Source organism: Anaerococcus sp. HMSC065G05, assembly GCF_001812365.1.
Lineage (GTDB): Bacteria > Bacillota > Clostridia > Tissierellales > Peptoniphilaceae > Anaerococcus > Anaerococcus vaginalis.
Map to the genome: position 1 here is coordinate 83,823 of NZ_KV808690.1, position 17,226 is coordinate 101,048.

General features: G+C 29.2%; 15 protein-coding genes. 6 read left to right on the forward strand and 9 right to left on the reverse strand.

Annotation, left to right across the window (positions count from 1 at the left end; genetic code table 11):
* Window positions 1-351: 351 nt before the first annotated feature.
* From HMPREF2852_RS02485 to HMPREF2852_RS02495, 3 genes are read right to left on the reverse strand one after another with little or no spacing between them, the layout of a single operon-like run.
* Window positions 352-1,191, reverse strand: coding sequence for a class C sortase (locus HMPREF2852_RS02485; protein WP_070605797.1), 840 nt, complete (start codon window positions 1,189-1,191; stop codon window positions 352-354).
* Complete coding sequence (locus tag HMPREF2852_RS02490) at window positions 1,160-2,041, reverse strand: class C sortase (RefSeq protein ID WP_070605798.1); 882 nt, start codon at window positions 2,039-2,041, stop codon at window positions 1,160-1,162. Before HMPREF2852_RS02490 ends, HMPREF2852_RS02485 begins: the two co-directional genes overlap by 32 nt.
* Window positions 2,025-2,933, reverse strand: coding sequence for a class C sortase (locus tag HMPREF2852_RS02495; RefSeq protein WP_070605799.1), 909 nt, complete (start codon window positions 2,931-2,933; stop codon window positions 2,025-2,027). The genes HMPREF2852_RS02490 and HMPREF2852_RS02495 overlap by 17 nt, the downstream gene beginning before the upstream one ends.
* A gap of 159 nt (window positions 2,934-3,092) precedes the next feature.
* On the opposite strand from HMPREF2852_RS02495, the gene HMPREF2852_RS02500 reads away from it, so the two are divergent.
* The 4 genes from HMPREF2852_RS02500 (at window position 3,093) to HMPREF2852_RS02515 (ending at window position 4,805) form a co-directional block, all read left to right on the forward strand.
* The gene (locus tag HMPREF2852_RS02500; RefSeq protein WP_070605800.1) at window positions 3,093-3,275 is read left to right on the forward strand and encodes a DUF1659 domain-containing protein; all 183 of its coding nucleotides are present in this window, start codon (window positions 3,093-3,095) and stop codon (window positions 3,273-3,275) included.
* Between the two features lie 19 nt (window positions 3,276-3,294).
* The gene (locus tag HMPREF2852_RS02505) at window positions 3,295-3,516 is read left to right on the forward strand and encodes a DUF2922 domain-containing protein (RefSeq protein ID WP_004839511.1); all 222 of its coding nucleotides are present in this window, start codon (window positions 3,295-3,297) and stop codon (window positions 3,514-3,516) included.
* 211 nt (window positions 3,517-3,727) lie between these two features.
* A complete protein-coding gene (locus HMPREF2852_RS02510) occupies window positions 3,728-4,249 on the forward strand; it encodes a sigma-70 family RNA polymerase sigma factor (RefSeq protein WP_070605801.1) in 522 nt (173 codons plus the stop codon).
* 79 nt (window positions 4,250-4,328) lie between these two features.
* Window positions 4,329-4,805, forward strand: a complete 477-nt coding sequence (locus HMPREF2852_RS02515) for a hypothetical protein (RefSeq protein ID WP_070605802.1) — start codon at window positions 4,329-4,331, stop codon at window positions 4,803-4,805.
* A 187-nt stretch (window positions 4,806-4,992) separates the two neighbouring features.
* Here HMPREF2852_RS02515 and nagB read toward each other — a convergent pair whose 3' ends face one another.
* The 4 genes from nagB to rbr all read right to left on the reverse strand — a co-directional run bounded on the left by nagB (window position 4,993) and on the right by rbr (window position 8,335).
* Window positions 4,993-5,715, reverse strand: a complete 723-nt coding sequence (gene nagB, locus HMPREF2852_RS02520) for a glucosamine-6-phosphate deaminase (protein WP_004839514.1) — start codon at window positions 5,713-5,715, stop codon at window positions 4,993-4,995.
* 126 nt (window positions 5,716-5,841) lie between these two features.
* Entirely contained in the window at window positions 5,842-7,197 is a 1,356-nt protein-coding gene (locus HMPREF2852_RS02525) for a PFL family protein (protein WP_070605803.1), read from the reverse strand.
* 1 nt (window position 7,198) lies between these two features.
* Window positions 7,199-7,468: an ACT domain-containing protein gene (locus HMPREF2852_RS02530; RefSeq protein WP_070605804.1), complete on the reverse strand. Its 270-nt coding sequence runs from the start codon at window positions 7,466-7,468 to the stop codon at window positions 7,199-7,201.
* A 273-nt stretch (window positions 7,469-7,741) separates the two neighbouring features.
* On the reverse strand, window positions 7,742-8,335 hold the full coding sequence (rbr, locus tag HMPREF2852_RS02535; RefSeq protein WP_070605805.1) for a rubrerythrin: 594 nt from the start codon (window positions 8,333-8,335) through the stop codon (window positions 7,742-7,744).
* A 373-nt stretch (window positions 8,336-8,708) separates the two neighbouring features.
* On the opposite strand from rbr, the gene HMPREF2852_RS02540 reads away from it, so the two are divergent.
* The gene (locus tag HMPREF2852_RS02540; RefSeq protein WP_070605806.1) at window positions 8,709-9,983 is read left to right on the forward strand and encodes a glucose-6-phosphate isomerase; all 1,275 of its coding nucleotides are present in this window, start codon (window positions 8,709-8,711) and stop codon (window positions 9,981-9,983) included.
* Between the two features lie 67 nt (window positions 9,984-10,050).
* On the opposite strand, the gene HMPREF2852_RS02545 is transcribed toward HMPREF2852_RS02540, so the two are convergent.
* Window positions 10,051-10,701, reverse strand: a complete 651-nt coding sequence (locus tag HMPREF2852_RS02545) for a hypothetical protein (protein WP_070605807.1) — start codon at window positions 10,699-10,701, stop codon at window positions 10,051-10,053.
* A 61-nt stretch (window positions 10,702-10,762) separates the two neighbouring features.
* Between HMPREF2852_RS02545 and HMPREF2852_RS02550 the strand changes: the two genes are divergently transcribed.
* A complete protein-coding gene (locus HMPREF2852_RS02550) occupies window positions 10,763-11,614 on the forward strand; it encodes a hypothetical protein (RefSeq protein WP_070605808.1) in 852 nt (283 codons plus the stop codon).
* Window positions 11,615-11,638: 24 nt separating this feature from the next.
* On the opposite strand, the gene HMPREF2852_RS02555 is transcribed toward HMPREF2852_RS02550, so the two are convergent.
* A complete protein-coding gene (locus tag HMPREF2852_RS02555; protein ID WP_070605809.1) occupies window positions 11,639-17,086 on the reverse strand; it encodes an endo-alpha-N-acetylgalactosaminidase family protein in 5,448 nt (1,815 codons plus the stop codon).
* Window positions 17,087-17,226 lie beyond the last annotated feature (140 nt).

Below are 17,226 nucleotides of genomic sequence, written 5' to 3' on the forward strand. Positions count from 1 at the left end.
TATTTATTTAGAATTTAGACAATTCTAAGTTTTCTTAATTATATCTAAAAAAAAAATTTTAGTCAACATATTTTTTACATATTTTTAAAAACTTAATATATATTTAAAAATATTTGCTTACTCAATTTATCACAAATATTTTTCGATTTTTTTGTTTATTTATTCTTGTAAATGTTTCATATACATGTTAATATGTGGCTGTTTTTTATAAGAAAGCATAAAATATTTTTTCAATAGAAAATGAATGATAGTGAATTTATTTACGGAAAAAAATTTTCCAAATGTAAAAATTAATTTTAAGCACAAAAAAACTTGGAAATTTCTTCCAAGTTTTTTGATTTTTCTTTATTTTTATTTTCTTATAGTTTTTATTATTTTTGATATTACAAACAAGATCAAAAGAAAATCTATTATCAAAAATCCGACATACAAATAATTTGTAATTTTTACATTTTTGCTTATTTGGGTAGTTTGGATTTCATCTTGTGCTATTTCTTCTTTTTCTTCTAGTCTTTTTGCGTTTACTAGAAGTCTTTTTGGTCTTGGCCATCTAAATGGGTGGCAAGTTAGAAGGGTAATAATGTCTTCTCCTTCTACAACTTTTAATTTTTCCCAATCGTAAGGTCCTATTACTTCTTTTGATGAAACTTCGTATGTTAGGGTTTTTTCTGCTCTTTTTATATAAATTTTATCGCCTTCTACTAAGTCATCTGCATACAAAAGCATGGTATCTCCCCACCAGCCTCTGTGACCTGCAAGGACACTTCTTGTAGATTTGCCTCCTATGGGAATTGATGTTCCTGAAACTTGTCCAAGTCCCCAAGCTATATGCTCATAGCTTGCATCAAGATAGATTGGGATTTTTTTGTTTAATTTTGGGATCTCAATGTAGGCAAATATATCATCTTGATTATTTAAAATATTTACTGAGCCAAGATTTTTGCTTGTAAATGGGTCAACCATAGATATATCGGATTTTTTTACTATTTCGTTATATTCTTTGGCTTTTTCTTCTATTTGGTCAAACTTTTCGTCTTCTTTTTGGGCTTTTATTATTTTTTCTATTTTATATTTGTTTTCTATATTTGAATAGATTCTTTTTGAAAATGGAAAGGCAAGTGTTATCAGTCCAAAAAGTATTAATATATAGCCAAAGATTTTAATTTTCTTTTTCGCTGAGTTTTCTTTCAATGTCTATTACCTCCATTTTTATTTTCTTTGAATATCTTTTTTCTCTTAGATATACCATTATTGTAAATAATAATATTGGCAAGAGTACTAAGAATAATTGGAAGAAATTTGGTTTTAGTCTTGGTGTGTTTGCTTTTCCGTCGTCTATAGCTTGGGTATATGGAATCCTATATCCTCTTACCAAAAGTCTGTGGGAATTTATCATGTATGGTGTACAGGTTAAAAGGGTCGCATAATCTTTTTTTTCTGAAACTAAAATCGGTTCGAAGTTTGATGGTTCGACAACTTGAATTTTGTCGACTTTGTATGCCAAGGTTTCTTTTATATTATGGATATAAAATATATCGCCTTCTGTCATTTGATTTAAATTTCTAAATAAAAGTGCGTTTGGTAGTCCTCTGTGGGCTGTTATAACTGTGTGGGTTGATTCGCCTCCTATTGGAAGGGATGTTCCTTCCAAATGGCCCGCTCCTTTTTCCAAAACATCATCGCTTGTTCCTGCATAAATTGGAAGATCGACTGCAATTTTTGGGATTTCTATATGTCCCAACATTTCGTGAACTTCTAGCATTTTTGCGTATTCTGCTTTGGCGTCTTTTACTTTTTCATCGTATGGGTCTACAAGTTTTGATGGATCAAGAGTTTGGTTGTAAATTCTTGCAAGCTCCATCCTTCTTTCTAATTCTTTTTTATCGATTTGTTCTTTTTCTTTATTAAAAATAACAATCTCATCATTGGCTTTTATTTCATAAAATTTTTGGCTTATAAATGGATAGGAAAAAATCAAAAATCCAAGTAAAAATATTAGGAAAAAAGGAAGATTTTTCTTTATATTAATCTTTCTTTTCATTATTTTCACCTATCTTGTCTAATTTTTCTTTGATTTGGTCAATTTTACTTGATGTTTTTTTATTTTCTTTCCTTAGTTTTCTAATTCTCCATAAAAGTATGATAATTATAATTAGAGCTAGGAAGAATAAAATTCTAAATATCCAATTTGTTTTATTCTCTTTTATCAATTCTTCATCTACACTTTCTACGTATTCTACTCTGTGTCCTCTTACTAAAAGTCTGTGGGAATTTATCATAAAAGGTGTGCAGGTCAAAAGGGTTGCATAATCGTGACCTGGTGCTATCATTAAATCTTCAAAATTGCTTGGCTCTATGACTTTAATTTGGTCAACTTGGTAGGCTAGAGTTTTTTCTATATTATGAATATAAAATTTATCTCCTACTTCAAGCTCGTTTAAATTTGTAAACAAAGTTTTTTCTGGAAGACCTCTGTGAGCTGTAAGGACTGTGTGGGTATTATTTCCACCGATTGGAAGGGATGTTCCTTCCAAATGGCCAACTCCTTTTTGCAAAATATCTTCACTTGTTCCCGCATAGATTGGCAAGTCTTGGTTTATTTTTGGAATTTCAATATGGCCGATCATTTCCTCAACTTCAAGCATCCTAGCATATTCTTTCCTACCTTCTTTGTATCTTTTTTCAGTGAAAGGATCATTTGTAGGACCTCCTGACAAGGAGTCATTATAGGCTTTGGCAAGTCCCATTCTTCTTTGGATTTCTTCTTTATCAAGTTTTGATTTTCCTTGATTAAAAACTTCAACTTGATTGTTCGATTCAATCCTATAATAAAATCTGGATATAATAGGATACAACAAAATTAATATTCCTATTAAAAATATTAATTTCCACACTATATTCGTTTTTTTTGATTTTTTCTTTTTATTTTCCATTTTATCACCATAAATTTTTTATAAATCTTTCTTACTAGATTTAATCTTACACCAAAAATACTTATTAATAAAGGCTTTTTTCTAGAAATTTGAAAATCTATAAAATTTTTATGGACATTTTCTCGATTTTGATTATCTATATATGAAAGGAGCGATAATATGAAACTAAAAATTAAATTCGATGTAAACGAAGGACAAGAAGTAAAGAAAGTTTCTAGAACATTTTCAAATCTAGATGATGCTCTAACTAATGACGAGCTTAAAAATTTTGCTAATGCTTATATAAAGCTAAGCGAAACAGATTCATATAGTTTTGAAAAAATCACTGAAGAAGTTATTTAATTAAAAGAAAGGAGATAATATGCAAACAAAAAAACTAAAACTATCTTTCAAAGATGCCTTGGGCAAAACAAAAATGGTAAGTATAGACCATCCAAAAGCAAATTTGAATGACGAAATCGTAAAAGCACAAATGGGAGAGATGATAAATTCAAAAGTTCTCCAAACAAAAGAAGGTAAAATCACAACTATGAACAAAGCCTATATGGAAAATATTTCAAGAGATGATTTTACACTAGCATAAGATAAAAGACGGGTTTTCCCGTCTTTTATTTTGCTCTTTTTTTATAATAATTTTTATATTAAATTCCTTTTACTTTAATTTTTCTATCGCCAAATCTCTTTTAGGCGAATTTTTTTTATTTTTTTGTATTTTATCTGATTAAACTTTTTCCAAAATTTTTACTAGAATTATGGTGTCGACAAATACAAGCGATCGCAGTTAGGAAAATTTAATGAAAATATGTATAGAAAATTTGGATGCGATTATTGAAAAATATCAACCTCTTTTGCTTTCTATGGCAAATAGGTTTGATATTTTTGACAAAAATGAGGCTTATATTATGGCAAGGGATATGGTTTTTGAAATTGTAGAAGACTTTGATGCTAAGAAGGGGTCTTTTGGTGGATATTTGAAATATAGGCTGTATTTTTATTTTTTGAATGAGTGTAAGAAAGAAAAAATTTATTCTTTAAATTCTAAGGATATGCAAGGTGTGGAAATTATAGAAAAAATAGATGATGATATTTCAATTGAGGATGATTTTGTAAGAAAGATTGAAATAAAGGAACTGGAAAATGCTCTTAAATCTTTAAAAAAGCAAGAGAGGGAAATTTTGTATTTAAAATATGATAAAAATTTTTCTCACAAGGAAATTGCAAGGCTTTTGAATCTTTCTCCTAAATCTATTACTAATTATCACTACCTTATTATTAAAAAACTTAGGAAATATTTTGAGAAAGAGGATTTGGTTTAGTCTATTATTGACTAAATTATTAATTTATTGTACACTTAATGTCTAGAGAAGTCTTTCTTCTTTAAAGAAAGGAGGATTTATGGACAAGGTTGTTGCAATTCTTCCAACTATAATCAAGGGAGTTGGGATTGGATGTGAAGTTTATACCAACAAAAAAGTTTTTGTTGATAGGAGATCTTGCGAAGTTTTTTTGAAACACATGGCTTGTGAAAGGTCTATTTCTGTTAAACTTATGCACAAAAATATCAGGGAAATTTTAAAGGTTTCTAGGAATTTGCCTTATTGCATCGATGCTTTTAATGTGTTTTTTCCTTTTAAGATTAACCAAACCGAAAATGACGATTTTAGGCGTGGTTTTGTGAATTGTTATTATGTAAGGGATATTAAAAACTCAACTATAATTCTTAAAAATGGTATGACTCTTTCAAGTCTAAATAGGGATAGGGCTATTAAAAATAATTTCAACAATGCAAGCAAGATTATGTATATGAAATTTGCAAGAGATATGGCAAAGATGAGAAGATCTATGGATTTCATTGATGAAATTGCTTTGTGATTTTCTTATTATGGAATTTGAAAATTCGGGTTAAAAAAGGGCTGTTGCAAAATTATGAATAATCATCATTATATGCTAGGAATTCTTTCGAAGATTTTTAGCCTTAGGCTAATTGGAAAAATCTTTGTAGATATTTTTCTAGCAATTTGAAATGACTTATTCATTTTTGCAACAGCCTCTTATTTTTTTATTCTCCCATTGCTTCTTTGTCTACAAATAGGTAGCAGTTTGGATGAAGTGATAGGAAAGATGCTGGGAAAGATGGGGAGATTTCTTTGCCTTCTATTAATTTTTTTACTACATCTTTTTTATTTTTACCGCTTGCTACAACTATTAGGGTTTTAGCATTAAAGGCATCTGCCATTCCCATTGAAATGGCGTATTTTGGAACATCATCTTTTGATTCGAAAAATCTTGAGTTTGCTTCGATGGTTGCGTCTGCTAATTTTACTATTGATGTTCTTTTGTTTAAAAATTCTCCTGGTTCATTGAAGGCTAGGTGGCCATTTGGCCCAAGGCCTAGAACTTGCAAATCTCTTGTTCCAAAATCGTCTAATAATTTATTGTATTCTTCTGCGTATTTTTCGTCGTTTGTGTCTGCTTTTGGTAGGTGGGTATTTTCTTTTTTGATATTTACGTGGTTAAATAAATTTTCATTCATAAAATATTGGTAGGATTGTTCATTTTGTGGACTAATTCCTACGTATTCGTCTAAATTTATTGTTTTTGCCCAATGAAAGGAAATTTCTCCTTCTTTTTGAGCTTTTATTAGGTTTTTATATAATCCGATTGGGGATGAGCCTGTTGCAAGTCCCAATTTTGATTGAGGTTTTTCTTGCAAAATGCTTATAAAAAGATCGGCTGCTTTTTGTGATAATTCTTCGTATGATTCTGAAACTATTACTTTCATTTTTTCTCCTTTTTATTTTTTATCCTATATTTTTTGCTCTTAGGCTTTGGATATAATTTATTTTGCCTAAGTTTTGATATTAGTATTTTACTGGACTTTTAGATTTTTAAAAGATTTTTCCTTGTTCTAATTTTTAAATGAATGAACTGGAGCCGGGATTCTTCCTCCCCTGTTTACAAATTTTTCTGCACTTGAATTATTTATTTCCATAATTGGAGCATAGCCCAAAAGTCCGCCAAATTCTGCAAATTCTCCTTTTTTCTTGCCATAAACCGGAATAACTCTTACGGCTGTTGTTTTTTGATTTATAACTCCTATAGATGCCTCATCCAAAATCATAGCAGAAATTGTTGATGCTGGTGTATCACCGGCAATTGCAATCATATCAAGACCAACAGAACAAACTGAAGTCATGGCTTCAAGTTTATCGAAAGTCAAATGTCCAGCTTGGGCAGCTTTTATCATTCCCTCATCTTCGCTTACTGGAATAAATGCTCCAGAAAGTCCGCCGACTGATGATGATGCCATAAGGCCTCCTTTTTTGACCGCATCATTTAACATAGCAAGGGCAGCTGTTGTTCCGTGTCCTCCAACATTTTCAATTCCAATTTCTTCTAAAATTCTTCCAACGCTATCGCCAATTGCTGGAGTTGGGGCAAGTGATAAATCCAAAATTCCAAATTCTTTGCCAAGCCTTTTGGCAACATCACGACCTATCAAATCTCCCATTCTTGTGATTTTGAAAGCAGTTTTCTTGATTGTTTCGTAAACCTCGTTGATTGGTTTTCCCCTGTCTTTTTCAAGGGCAGATTTTACAACGCCAGGACCTGAAACTCCTACGTTTATGACTGTATCGCCTTCTCCTACTCCAAGAAAAGAGCCTGCCATAAATGGATTGTCTTCAACAGCATTTGCAAAGGCAACAAATTTTGCACAGCCAAGGGAATCTTGGTCTTTGGTTAATTTTGCCAATTCTTTGATTTTTTCGCCCAAAAGTTTTACAGCATCAAGATTAATTCCAGATCTTGTTGAACCAACATTTACAGATGAACAAACATAATCTGTAGTAGATAAGGCATGAGGAATGGAATTTATCAAAACTTCGTCAGATTTTGTCATTGATTTGTGAACAAGGGCAGAAAATCCCCCAATAAAATCAACGCCTACTTCCTTAGCAACCTTGTCCAAAACTTCTGCATAAGGCGTATAATCATCAATTTTTGAGCTTGCCGCAACAAGAGAAATTGGAGTTACAGAAATTCTATTATTAATTATAGGAACACCATAAATTTCTTGGGCAAGTTTTGTGGTTTTGATAAAATTTTCAGTTTCTTTCATCATCTTGTCATAAATTTTTTGGCAAGATTTTTTATAATCGCTATCTGCACAATCAAGAAGAGATATGCCCATAGTTATGGTTCTAATATCAAGGTGTTCTTGGTCGAGCATTTTTATAGTTTCAATAATTTGCTTTGTATCCATATTAAATCCTTGCCATCTTATCAAAAAGGTCTTCGTTTTGAAGTCTTAGTTCAAGACCAATTTCTTCGCCCAATTTTGTCAAATCATCCTTTATTTTTTCAAAAGATTCATTGGAATTAGTCAAATCAACGTTAATGATTCCCACAAAATTTTTCTCCATTATAGTTTGGTTAAAATCTAAAATATTCATATTATATTTATAAAGTAATTCGCTTACCCTATATACTATCCCAGGTTTGTCGTTTCCAATTATGGTTAAAATTGCTTTCATAAAAATCTCCTTTTATTTTCTTACAAATATTTTAGCACATTAGCGAAAATATTGAAATTTATTTATAATTTTTGAAAATAATTTCAAAAAAATAAGGACTAAAAATAAAGTCTAAGAAATTTTAATTTGCACTTTTAAATTTTTTAAAAATTTATCGAAACAAAATTTAAAATAAGATAATTTTGGACAAAAAAAATCCTGCTTTATGCAGGACTTTTTTTGAAAGATTCTAATTTTTGTTTTTTTTATATTTTCGTGTTTATTTTTTACTTATTAATAGTTAAAGTTTGCAACTTCAAAGTATTCTTGTGGATGTTTACATGCTGGACAAAGTTTTGGAGCTTTTTTGCCTTCGTAGATATATCCACAGTTTAAACATTTCCATTTAACTGTTTCTTCTTTTTCAAATACTTTTCCATTTTCTATATTGTCATGTAATTTTTGGTATCTATCTCTGTGAGCTGCTTCAACTTTTGCGATTTGTTCCCAGCTTCTTGCGATTTCTTCAAATCCTTCTTCTCTTGCAACTTCTGCAAATTTTGGATACATATCTTCAGCTTCTTCGTTTTCTCCGCCGATTGCACCTTCAAGATTTGTTAATGTATCATGATATACAACTGGAAATGCTGTATATTCTGGATTTAATTCGATTGCATCTAATTTAAATTCTTCTTTTAAATATTTATAGAATACTTTAGCGTGTTCTTGTTCGTTTCTTGCTGTTTCTTCAAAAATTTCTTTGATTTGAACATATCCTTCTTTTTTAGCAAGTTTAGCTGCGATTGTGTATCTCATTGTTGCTTGAGATTCACCTGCAAATGATGTAATTAAATTGCTAGCTGTTTTTGTTCCTTTTAATTCTGGCATATATGTACTTCCTTTCTACGTATTTTTTTACCGTTTCGTCTTTACAATTATAGTATATCTTTTTATTTTGATTTGTCAAGAATGATTCTAAAGTTTTAATCATTCTAAATAATGATTTTTATTATCATTATCAATTTAGAAATGTTTTCTTACTTTTAAAGTTTTGACTTATTTAGATTTCAAAATATTTTGTAAGCAAATTATAAAATTATATTTAGCTAGTTAAGGATTAAAGATAAGCTTTTAGTTTTATAATTTTTTGCTTTTTAATTTTATTTAATTAATTATTTACTTTATTTATTAACTATATTAGCAAAATAAATTTCCCATATTATTCCTTTTTGGGTATAATTTATCCAAAGGAGGATTTGTAATGAAAATTGATTTTAATAATGTCGACTTATCAAATCTCAATTCTTATAAGGAAAAAAGTCTTGATGCTTTTTCTTCTTTAATGAACAAAGACAGAGAAGGCAATGACTTTTTAGGTTGGATTGATAGGCCAAATAACCTAGATATGGAAGAATATGAAAGAATTAAAGTAGCTAGCAAAAAAATCCAAAACAATTCTGATTGTTTGGTAACTATTGGCATAGGTGGATCTTATCTTGGTACTAAGGCTGTTGATTATGCTATGAAAGGATATTTTCCTAAAAATGATAAGACTGAATTAATTTATGCAGGTCATCAAATTTCTGGGGAATATTTGCATGAACTTCTTGATTATCTAAAGGAAAAAGAATTTTCTATTAATGTAATTTCAAAATCAGGTACTACTACTGAACCTGCTATTGCCTTTAGATTTGTTAAGGAGCTTTTGGAAGAAAAATATGGAAAAGAAGAGGCTAAAGAAAGGATATTTGTTACAACTGATAGGCAAAAGGGAGCTTTAAAAGATTTAGCTAACAAGGAAGGCTATGAAACTTTTGTAGTTCCTGATGATATTGGGGGAAGATTTTCTGTAATTTCTGCGGTTGGTCTTTTGCCTTTATGTGTGGCTGGAGTAGACATTGATAAATTTGTCGCTGGATTTAAAAAAGGGATTGAAAATTATACTGTAGATTCTTTTGAAGAAAATAAGGCTATTCAATATGCGGCTATTAGAAATATGTTAAATGAAGATGGCAAAGACCTTGAAGTTTTGGTAAATTATGAGCCAAAATTAAAATATGTTTCTGAATGGTGGAAGCAATTATTTGCTGAAAGTGAAGGAAAAGATGGTAAGGGAATTTTCCCAGTTTCTGTAAATAATACTACCGACCTTCATTCTGTTGGTCAAATGATTCAAGAAGGCAAGAGAAATTTATTTGAAACTGTTTTGAAAGTTCAAAATGCCAATAAGGACCTTACTATTATGGAAGATGAGGAAAATCTTGATGGTCTAAATTATCTTGCTGGCAAAAAAATGTCTTTTGTAAATGAAAAAGCAATGGAAGGGACTATAATTGCCCACGTTAAGGGAAATGTTCCAAATATTTTATTGACAATTGATGATGTTTCAGCTGAAAGTTTGGGAGAATTATTCTATTTCTTTGAAATAGTTGTTGGAGTAAGTGGATATATGCTAGGAGTAAATCCATTTAATCAACCAGGAGTTGAAGAATATAAATCTCAAATGTTCAAATTATTAGGTAAACCAGGATATTAAAAAAATTTAAAAATTTTATAATGTGTTTTACAAAAAAAGCTGTAGCAATCTACAGCTTTTTATATTATTATTTATCAGAATATTTCAATGCCCCACCCAAAAGTCCATTTACAAAATCTTTAGATTCGTATATTTTGTAGTAGGTAAATTTCTTTTCTAGAAGAAGTTTTGACCTTATCGTTAGTTTGTTTTGCTTATCATTGGATAAATTTTTTATATAGGTCGCATGGACGTTGGTGTCTTTATTTTTTAAATTATCGTATACATCGACATAGGAAATATTTGTTACATCAACCTCAACTTCCAATCCATCTTTTGTCTTTTTTTTGCCTTTCACATCGACTTTTAAATTGGCAAAGTTCGCCTTCAAAAATTCTTCTTGTTCTTTTTTATCAGATGAATAAGATTTTTTCAAAATGTCCTCTACATTGGTAATCTTATCAAAATATTTTTCTTGTTTTTCATAATCCAAATTCTTAATTGAAGAAACAGCCCTTTTTATAGTCCTTTGAGGCGTATTTATAAATTTTTGATATAAAAACAATGGTATCATTAAAATTATAAAAACAAGTAAGAGCTTGATTAATCTATCCCTTTGTTTTCTTTTTCTTCTATTTCTTTTCTTATCTTGGATTTTTTTATTATTGTATTTATTTGTGTTTTGTCTGTTTGTCTGGCTTTTTTCCAAAAAAGCCTCACTTCTTTTTTTCCTTGTCATAATTTCCCCTAAATAATTTTCTTTTAAGCCGATATTATTATATAATCATAGTGGTGATACTATGAAAAAACAAAAAATAATAATAGCAGATCTTATAGCAATTATTTTTACCTTAATTACAATATACTTACCCTTATTTACAAATAAAATAACCTTTACACAAATATATTTTTTGTATATTTGCGCATATTTTTCAGTAATCTTTTCAAATCAAAAGGATAAAAAAGTATTTTATTTTTTTATTCCCCTTTTGACACTAAGCCTTATACTTATTTTATTAGATAAAGTAGATATTTACAACATAAATGTAGTAAGAAAAAATTTTTTGACTATAATTAATAAAAATTACAGAATTTTACTAGGAATTTTCTTTTTATATATTATAGAAAGATGCTCAACCAAAATATTTGGCTCTTATTTTTCCATGGCAGTTGGAATAATAAGTCTAATTTTATTTTTACTTGCCTATAACACAAAATATCTAGAAGCTATCGAAAAATATCAAAAATACTTATTTTATATTTTTATTTATTTCTCCTTTGCAAGAATTCTTCCAGCAAAAGAAGTAAATAAGTACCTTTATATAATAACCCTATTGATATTTTTTATAGAAATCCTTGCCATAGACAAATATAAAATTTTTATAGGCTTTCACATTTCAGTAGTTTTGATAATTTATTTAATACTAAAAACAAATGTTTACGAAGTGAATTTTGAAAAATATTTTTTGAGCGGACTACTCTACCTATTCCCCTTTACAAAAATAATCCTAAATTCCTTCCTAAACCTAACAAGCCCACTGCTACAAATAGCAACAGGACTTGTAGTATTTTTCCTATCTCTTATTTTTTATCAAATAAGATTAGGATTTTTAGATTATATATTTTTGGGAATCCATAAAAACAAAAAATAAGGGCATTCGCCCTTATTTTTTTAATTATTTTCTTTTTTTACTTTTAAATAGACCAACAGCTGAACCCAATAGTGCTAGTATTGCTCCTGTAGAACTTGCTACTCCTGTTTTTACATTATTTGATTGTTTGCTGTATTCGTTTTTAATAGTTTTTTTAGATTTTCTTTGAGCTTTATTGTCATCATCCTTATTAGAATTATTTTTTTCTTTAGGATTTTTTGATAAATCTTTTGGATTTGATGAATCATCTGGATTTTGTGGATTTGATGGATTTTGAGGAGTTTGTTCGTCTAGTTTTTGTTCGTTTAATTTTAGTAATTCTTCTTTTATTTTTTCTACTTCCTCTATTGTTTTTGCCTTTCTTATTTTTTCCAAATACAAATCTTCTTTTATTCCTGCATCATTTAGCTCCTTTATTGCATCTTCTTGTGCTTTTTTTAGTTTTTCGTATTTTTCTACAGATTCCAAGATTTTTTCGTATGAATCTTTGCTTATCAAATCATTTTCTCTTATAAATTCAAAATTTTCTTTTAATGAATCTAAATTTTCATCATCTACTGAATCTATAATCTCTTTTAATTTATCATAGTCAATTTTTTCGTGTCCTTGTCCTATATCTTGAAGTGAGAAAATAAATTCTGCTGCTGATAAAAATACGTTATTATTATCTCCATAAGTTTCGATTGGTGTGATTATGATTTTTTTGGCATTTATTGGTTTTTCAAATTCTACTTTTTTTGCTTTTGCATCTTTTGCAAAATTTTTAAATTCTATAATTGTAGAGTTTCCCTTATCGTCAATTATTTCAAGTTTTCCTGATTTTATTATTCCATTATGTCCAATTTGTCTTGGAATGTATATAAAATCTTTTATCAAGGTTGCTTGTTTTAATTCTACTGTTGCACTTTTTCCAATTGAATTATCATACCAAGGAGAATGCCATGTGGTAGATGTGTTTTTATCAAAGGCTTTTTCCAATTCTTCGCCAGATTGTGCAACTGCATCAAGACTTTCTATATCTTCAAGGCCTATTGAATCTTTTACAGCCTCTAATTCGGATTGTTTTTGATATACATCATCTATCAATTTTTGCATATCTTCTGGTTTCATATTTTCATCTGCCAATATTACCTTTGCAAGAGCATCTTGGTAATCTTTAACTGATTCTTCCTTATATTTTGATAAATCTTTTTGTGGAGCAAAACTTTCCAAGAAATTTTCTTTTAATATTTTTGATGTAACTTCTACTTGTTTTATCAAAAGATTATCTAAAACAAAATCCTTGTAAGATCTAAAATCTGATACTGAGCCTGAAGTTTTTTGAAGATCAGCTGCTTTTGTTGTTGACAAAATTCCAATCCATCTTCCTTTTGCTCCTTCTACCAAAAATTTAACTCTCTTTGTACTTTTATCATTTCCATCTTCCCAAGTTTTTGGCAAATGATACACTTTTAAATTTGATGGATTTGTATATTCTCCTTCTCCTATTACAAATGCATAAGTTCCATCACTACCTGCTTCGTAATCAAATACAACTTGGTAAGTTTTTCCTTCTTCAAACCTATAATTTTGCGGAATTGTTTGATAAACTAGGGCATTTCTTCCTGTAAGTCCATTTGTTTTTAAGGACCAGTTTCCTTCAATTACATCATTAATAACTTTTCCATTCCATCCTTTTTGTGTATATGGATCGTGTTTTTCAGAAAGATGAGTCCTATTATCTTCTACTCCTTCAACATTTCCTATTACAAATGGGAAAATACCTTGTCCAACTTGCTCAAAGTTTTGGAAAAATTCTCCATCGCCAATATCGTGGCTATTTTCATACATTTGTGATTTATTTTCAAAAACTCTCAAGTCATCAAAATAAGTTGCTCCTTCGCCTTTTTCTCTTTTTAATGTTATTGTTACATCTTCTGGATTATCTCCAGTTGTAAAATAAACATACATATTTTGGAAATAAGATGTGTCATCAACAGTTGCAGATTTTTGCCATGTATTGTGGGCGTTAGCTTTTACATAATTTTTTGCTATTGATTTTTCGGTGTAGTTAGAATAAGTTTTTCCATTAGATTTTATTTCCAAATAAGCCTTAGCATCTGATCTGTTATCTACTCCTACATATATTGCGTATTTAGTATTTTTCTTTAGTCCAGTAATTTTTTGTGTAAGGCTTACTTCTTCTTTATTATCATTTATTCTAAGCATTGGATTTGCACCTTGTGATAAGAATACATCAGCGGATTTTTTATCTCCTTTTATATCCCAATGTTCAAGTGATTTTGAATTAAATCCTACATCTTCAATTCCCATGCCTTCAGAAAATTTCACATTTTCTTTTTCTTGTTTTTCTTTGTAGATTACATAAGCTGTATTTGCTTTTGCATCAAGTTCCAATTTGCCATCTACTATTTCTACTATTTTCTCATTAGTTTTTCCTAAATCTGTAAGCTCATATACGTAAACTTTTCCGCTCCAACCATCTAAAACTTCCCATGTAGATTTTCCAGCTTGTGGATTAAAATGGTAGAGTTTTTCAACGCCATTTTGAGTCCATGGAATCAAATATTTTCCTTCATCAAACACAACTTTTCCATTTAAAGTCATTTTTCTTTGTTTGTACAAAGGATTATTTACATCATTTGATTTTCTAGTTATTATAAGCTCATCATATTTGCCATTTTCTTTTTCATTTCTTAATTTAATTTCCATTTCTGGAGTCCACTTATAGCTTTGTCCATTGTCAGACATATTTACCGGATTTCCATTTTTCCATTCATATACCTTGTAATGTTGGATAAATTTGGTTGGAAGATTTGTTTTGAAAATATTTTTAATAAATCCATCCCAATCATTTCTTCCTTGCCAACCTTCAAAATCAATCATATCATAGCCACCAAGTAATGGATTAACTGCCGCTCCACCATATTTAGGATAATTTCCTACCCATGAATCTTTTTGATGATTTCTAATAAATCTAACTATATCAGAATTTATTCCTTTTAATGAATAACCACCGTATGTTAAATCTGCTGCCCAGTGTTGGAATGTAGAATCATATTCTCCAGCAAATCCCCACTCAAAAGCTGCTCTCCAGCCAAGATCATTTAATTCTTTTGCAAGTTGATGAGTTTGCCAAGCATTGTTATCTCCTGATTGACCATTGCCCCAAACGTCTACATAAACAAAATCTAATTTATCTCCAACTATATCATATAAGTCTTTGAATCTATTATATCTACCATTTGCCAAATCGTATGACGCATCTATATTTATTCCTTGGTCTAGCCAATTCCATCCATATTTAAAATTGCCATTTTCATCTTTTCTTAGTCTATCTGGTGTAAAATATTTACTTTCAGGATAAGTTTCTGATGCATTTACATGGATTCCTATTCTTGCTCCATATTTTTTTGCTAATTCTAATAATTTTACAAAGTCTTCTGCGCCACCAATTCTTTTTCCTATATCTGCATAATTTAAGTGACCAGAATCATGTCCTTCTGAGCCATATCCTTTTAATAAAACCATTTGTCCAAGTCCATCTGTGTTTAGATAAACTTTTTTAATTCCATCAAGAGTTGCCAAGAATGGATTTTGAGCTTGGGAACCAAAATTCATTGCTATTCTTTGTCCGATCAAATCTTTTACATATTCAGATCCTTTTGGATTGTTCATTATATTTCTATATGCAATAGCTCCATCTTGCCAATCTACTTTACCATCATTATTTAAATCATCTGCTAAAATAACTTTAGCTTCAGGTTTTATCCAAGTTCTCTCATCATAAACTTTATAAGTTCCATCTTCATTTTTGTGAGCTAATTGATAAAGAAAAGCTGATGAGCCAATTCCCACAAAATTTTCTTTTCCATAAGTTTTTTTGTTTACAGTAAGTCTAGTGTAATCATTTGCTCCACCGCCATAATTAAATTGTGAATTTGACCAAACTCCTGCTGAAATATTTTTATTAGAAACAAAGCCATACATATAACCCTTGTTTTCTATTTTTCCCATAGGATTTGTAACATCAATATGGTCATCGCCTTTTTGATGAGTATTTACACTCATTCTTGCCCCATCAAATTTTGCATTTTCTTCACTGCTTGAAACAGATGCTAAAAAATTATCTTTAAAATCAATCGTAGTTATCAATTTTTTTGGATTATCAATTGTAGAGCCACCTTTGATGTTGTTATTATTTACTATATTTACAATATTAAAATGTAATTGATTATCTAGAATTTTCATTCTAACATCAAGAATTGCATTTATATAATTTGCATCATCTTTTATTGTTAGAGTATATTTGGCTTCATTTGCTGAAATTTTTTCATATTTTACATCTGGTTTTACTTTTATTCCATTTATATTTAGAGTATCAGTGAAATTTACATTTGCCTTAAATGTTTTTCCCTTATATGAATATTCTTTTACTCTTGGAAATAAAGTATCAATTGTGGCTTTCATTTCTTTTGATTCTATGGTGTCATAAACAGCCTTAGAATCATCAGCCTCATCTGCCTTTTCGATTGGTTTTTCTTGAGCTTTAATATTTTCTTGATTGTCAGTTTTTACTAAAATATTTGTTGTTTCATTTCCATAAGAACCCAATTTTAATAATACTGACCTATTATTAATTAAAGCATCAAATATTTCTTTTGGAATAACTTTTGTATCAAAAACAGCATTTCCATTATTAGTTGCATTTAATTGACCATCACTTTTGATAGAAATTGAAAGAGAATTTTTCTCTCCTTTTTTAGGAGCTTCTACTCTTTTTCCGCCATAATAATCGCCTTTTCCATTTAATTTATATTCCCAAAACCAGCCTGCCCTATCATAGCCTACAAAAATATTATTTGAATTATCTTTGTGATATAAAAACACACCAAATCTAGATTGGTTTTCATTAGAATTATCTATAAAATCAACATTTACATTTGTATTACCAGAAGGATTTGATTCAACGCCTTCTTTTTTAAAATTTGCAGTATTTTGACCATTATCATTTTTTTGAGTTGATTTTAAATTATTATAGCGAGTATTATCTACTATAGTTTCTTCAACCTCTCCTTCTTTTGAAGCCTTATTCCATTCTATAACTTCCTTTTGTTCATTCTCTTTTGCTGGAGATTTTTTAGGCAAATCATTTTTATTTTCTTCTAATTTAGGCTTTTCATTATTTTCAAAAGAATTTGTTTTTTCTTTTTCAACTTCTTTATTATTTTCATTTTCTAAAGCTTTTTTGCTTTCATCTTCTTTAGAAACATCATTATTTATTTGGTCATTTTTTAATTCAGTTTCATTTTTATCATTTTTTTCAAAATTTTCTTTTTCAACAAGTTCATTTGTAGGTTTTTCTTCAGATGCAAAAGCCTCATTTGACGCAATAGTAAGCACAGATAAACTTATCGCGCAAGCTAGTATTTTTTTAGGCAATTTATTTTTTTCATGGTTTTTTGACTTCATAAATCTTCTCCCTTTTATAAATCGTTTTCAATATACATTTTGGTAATTACCATTTCAAATTTATAATACACTATTTGCTCAAAGCTGTCAAAACATTTTCCTAGGTGTAAATATTCTTAATATTAAAAATTTTAAAATAA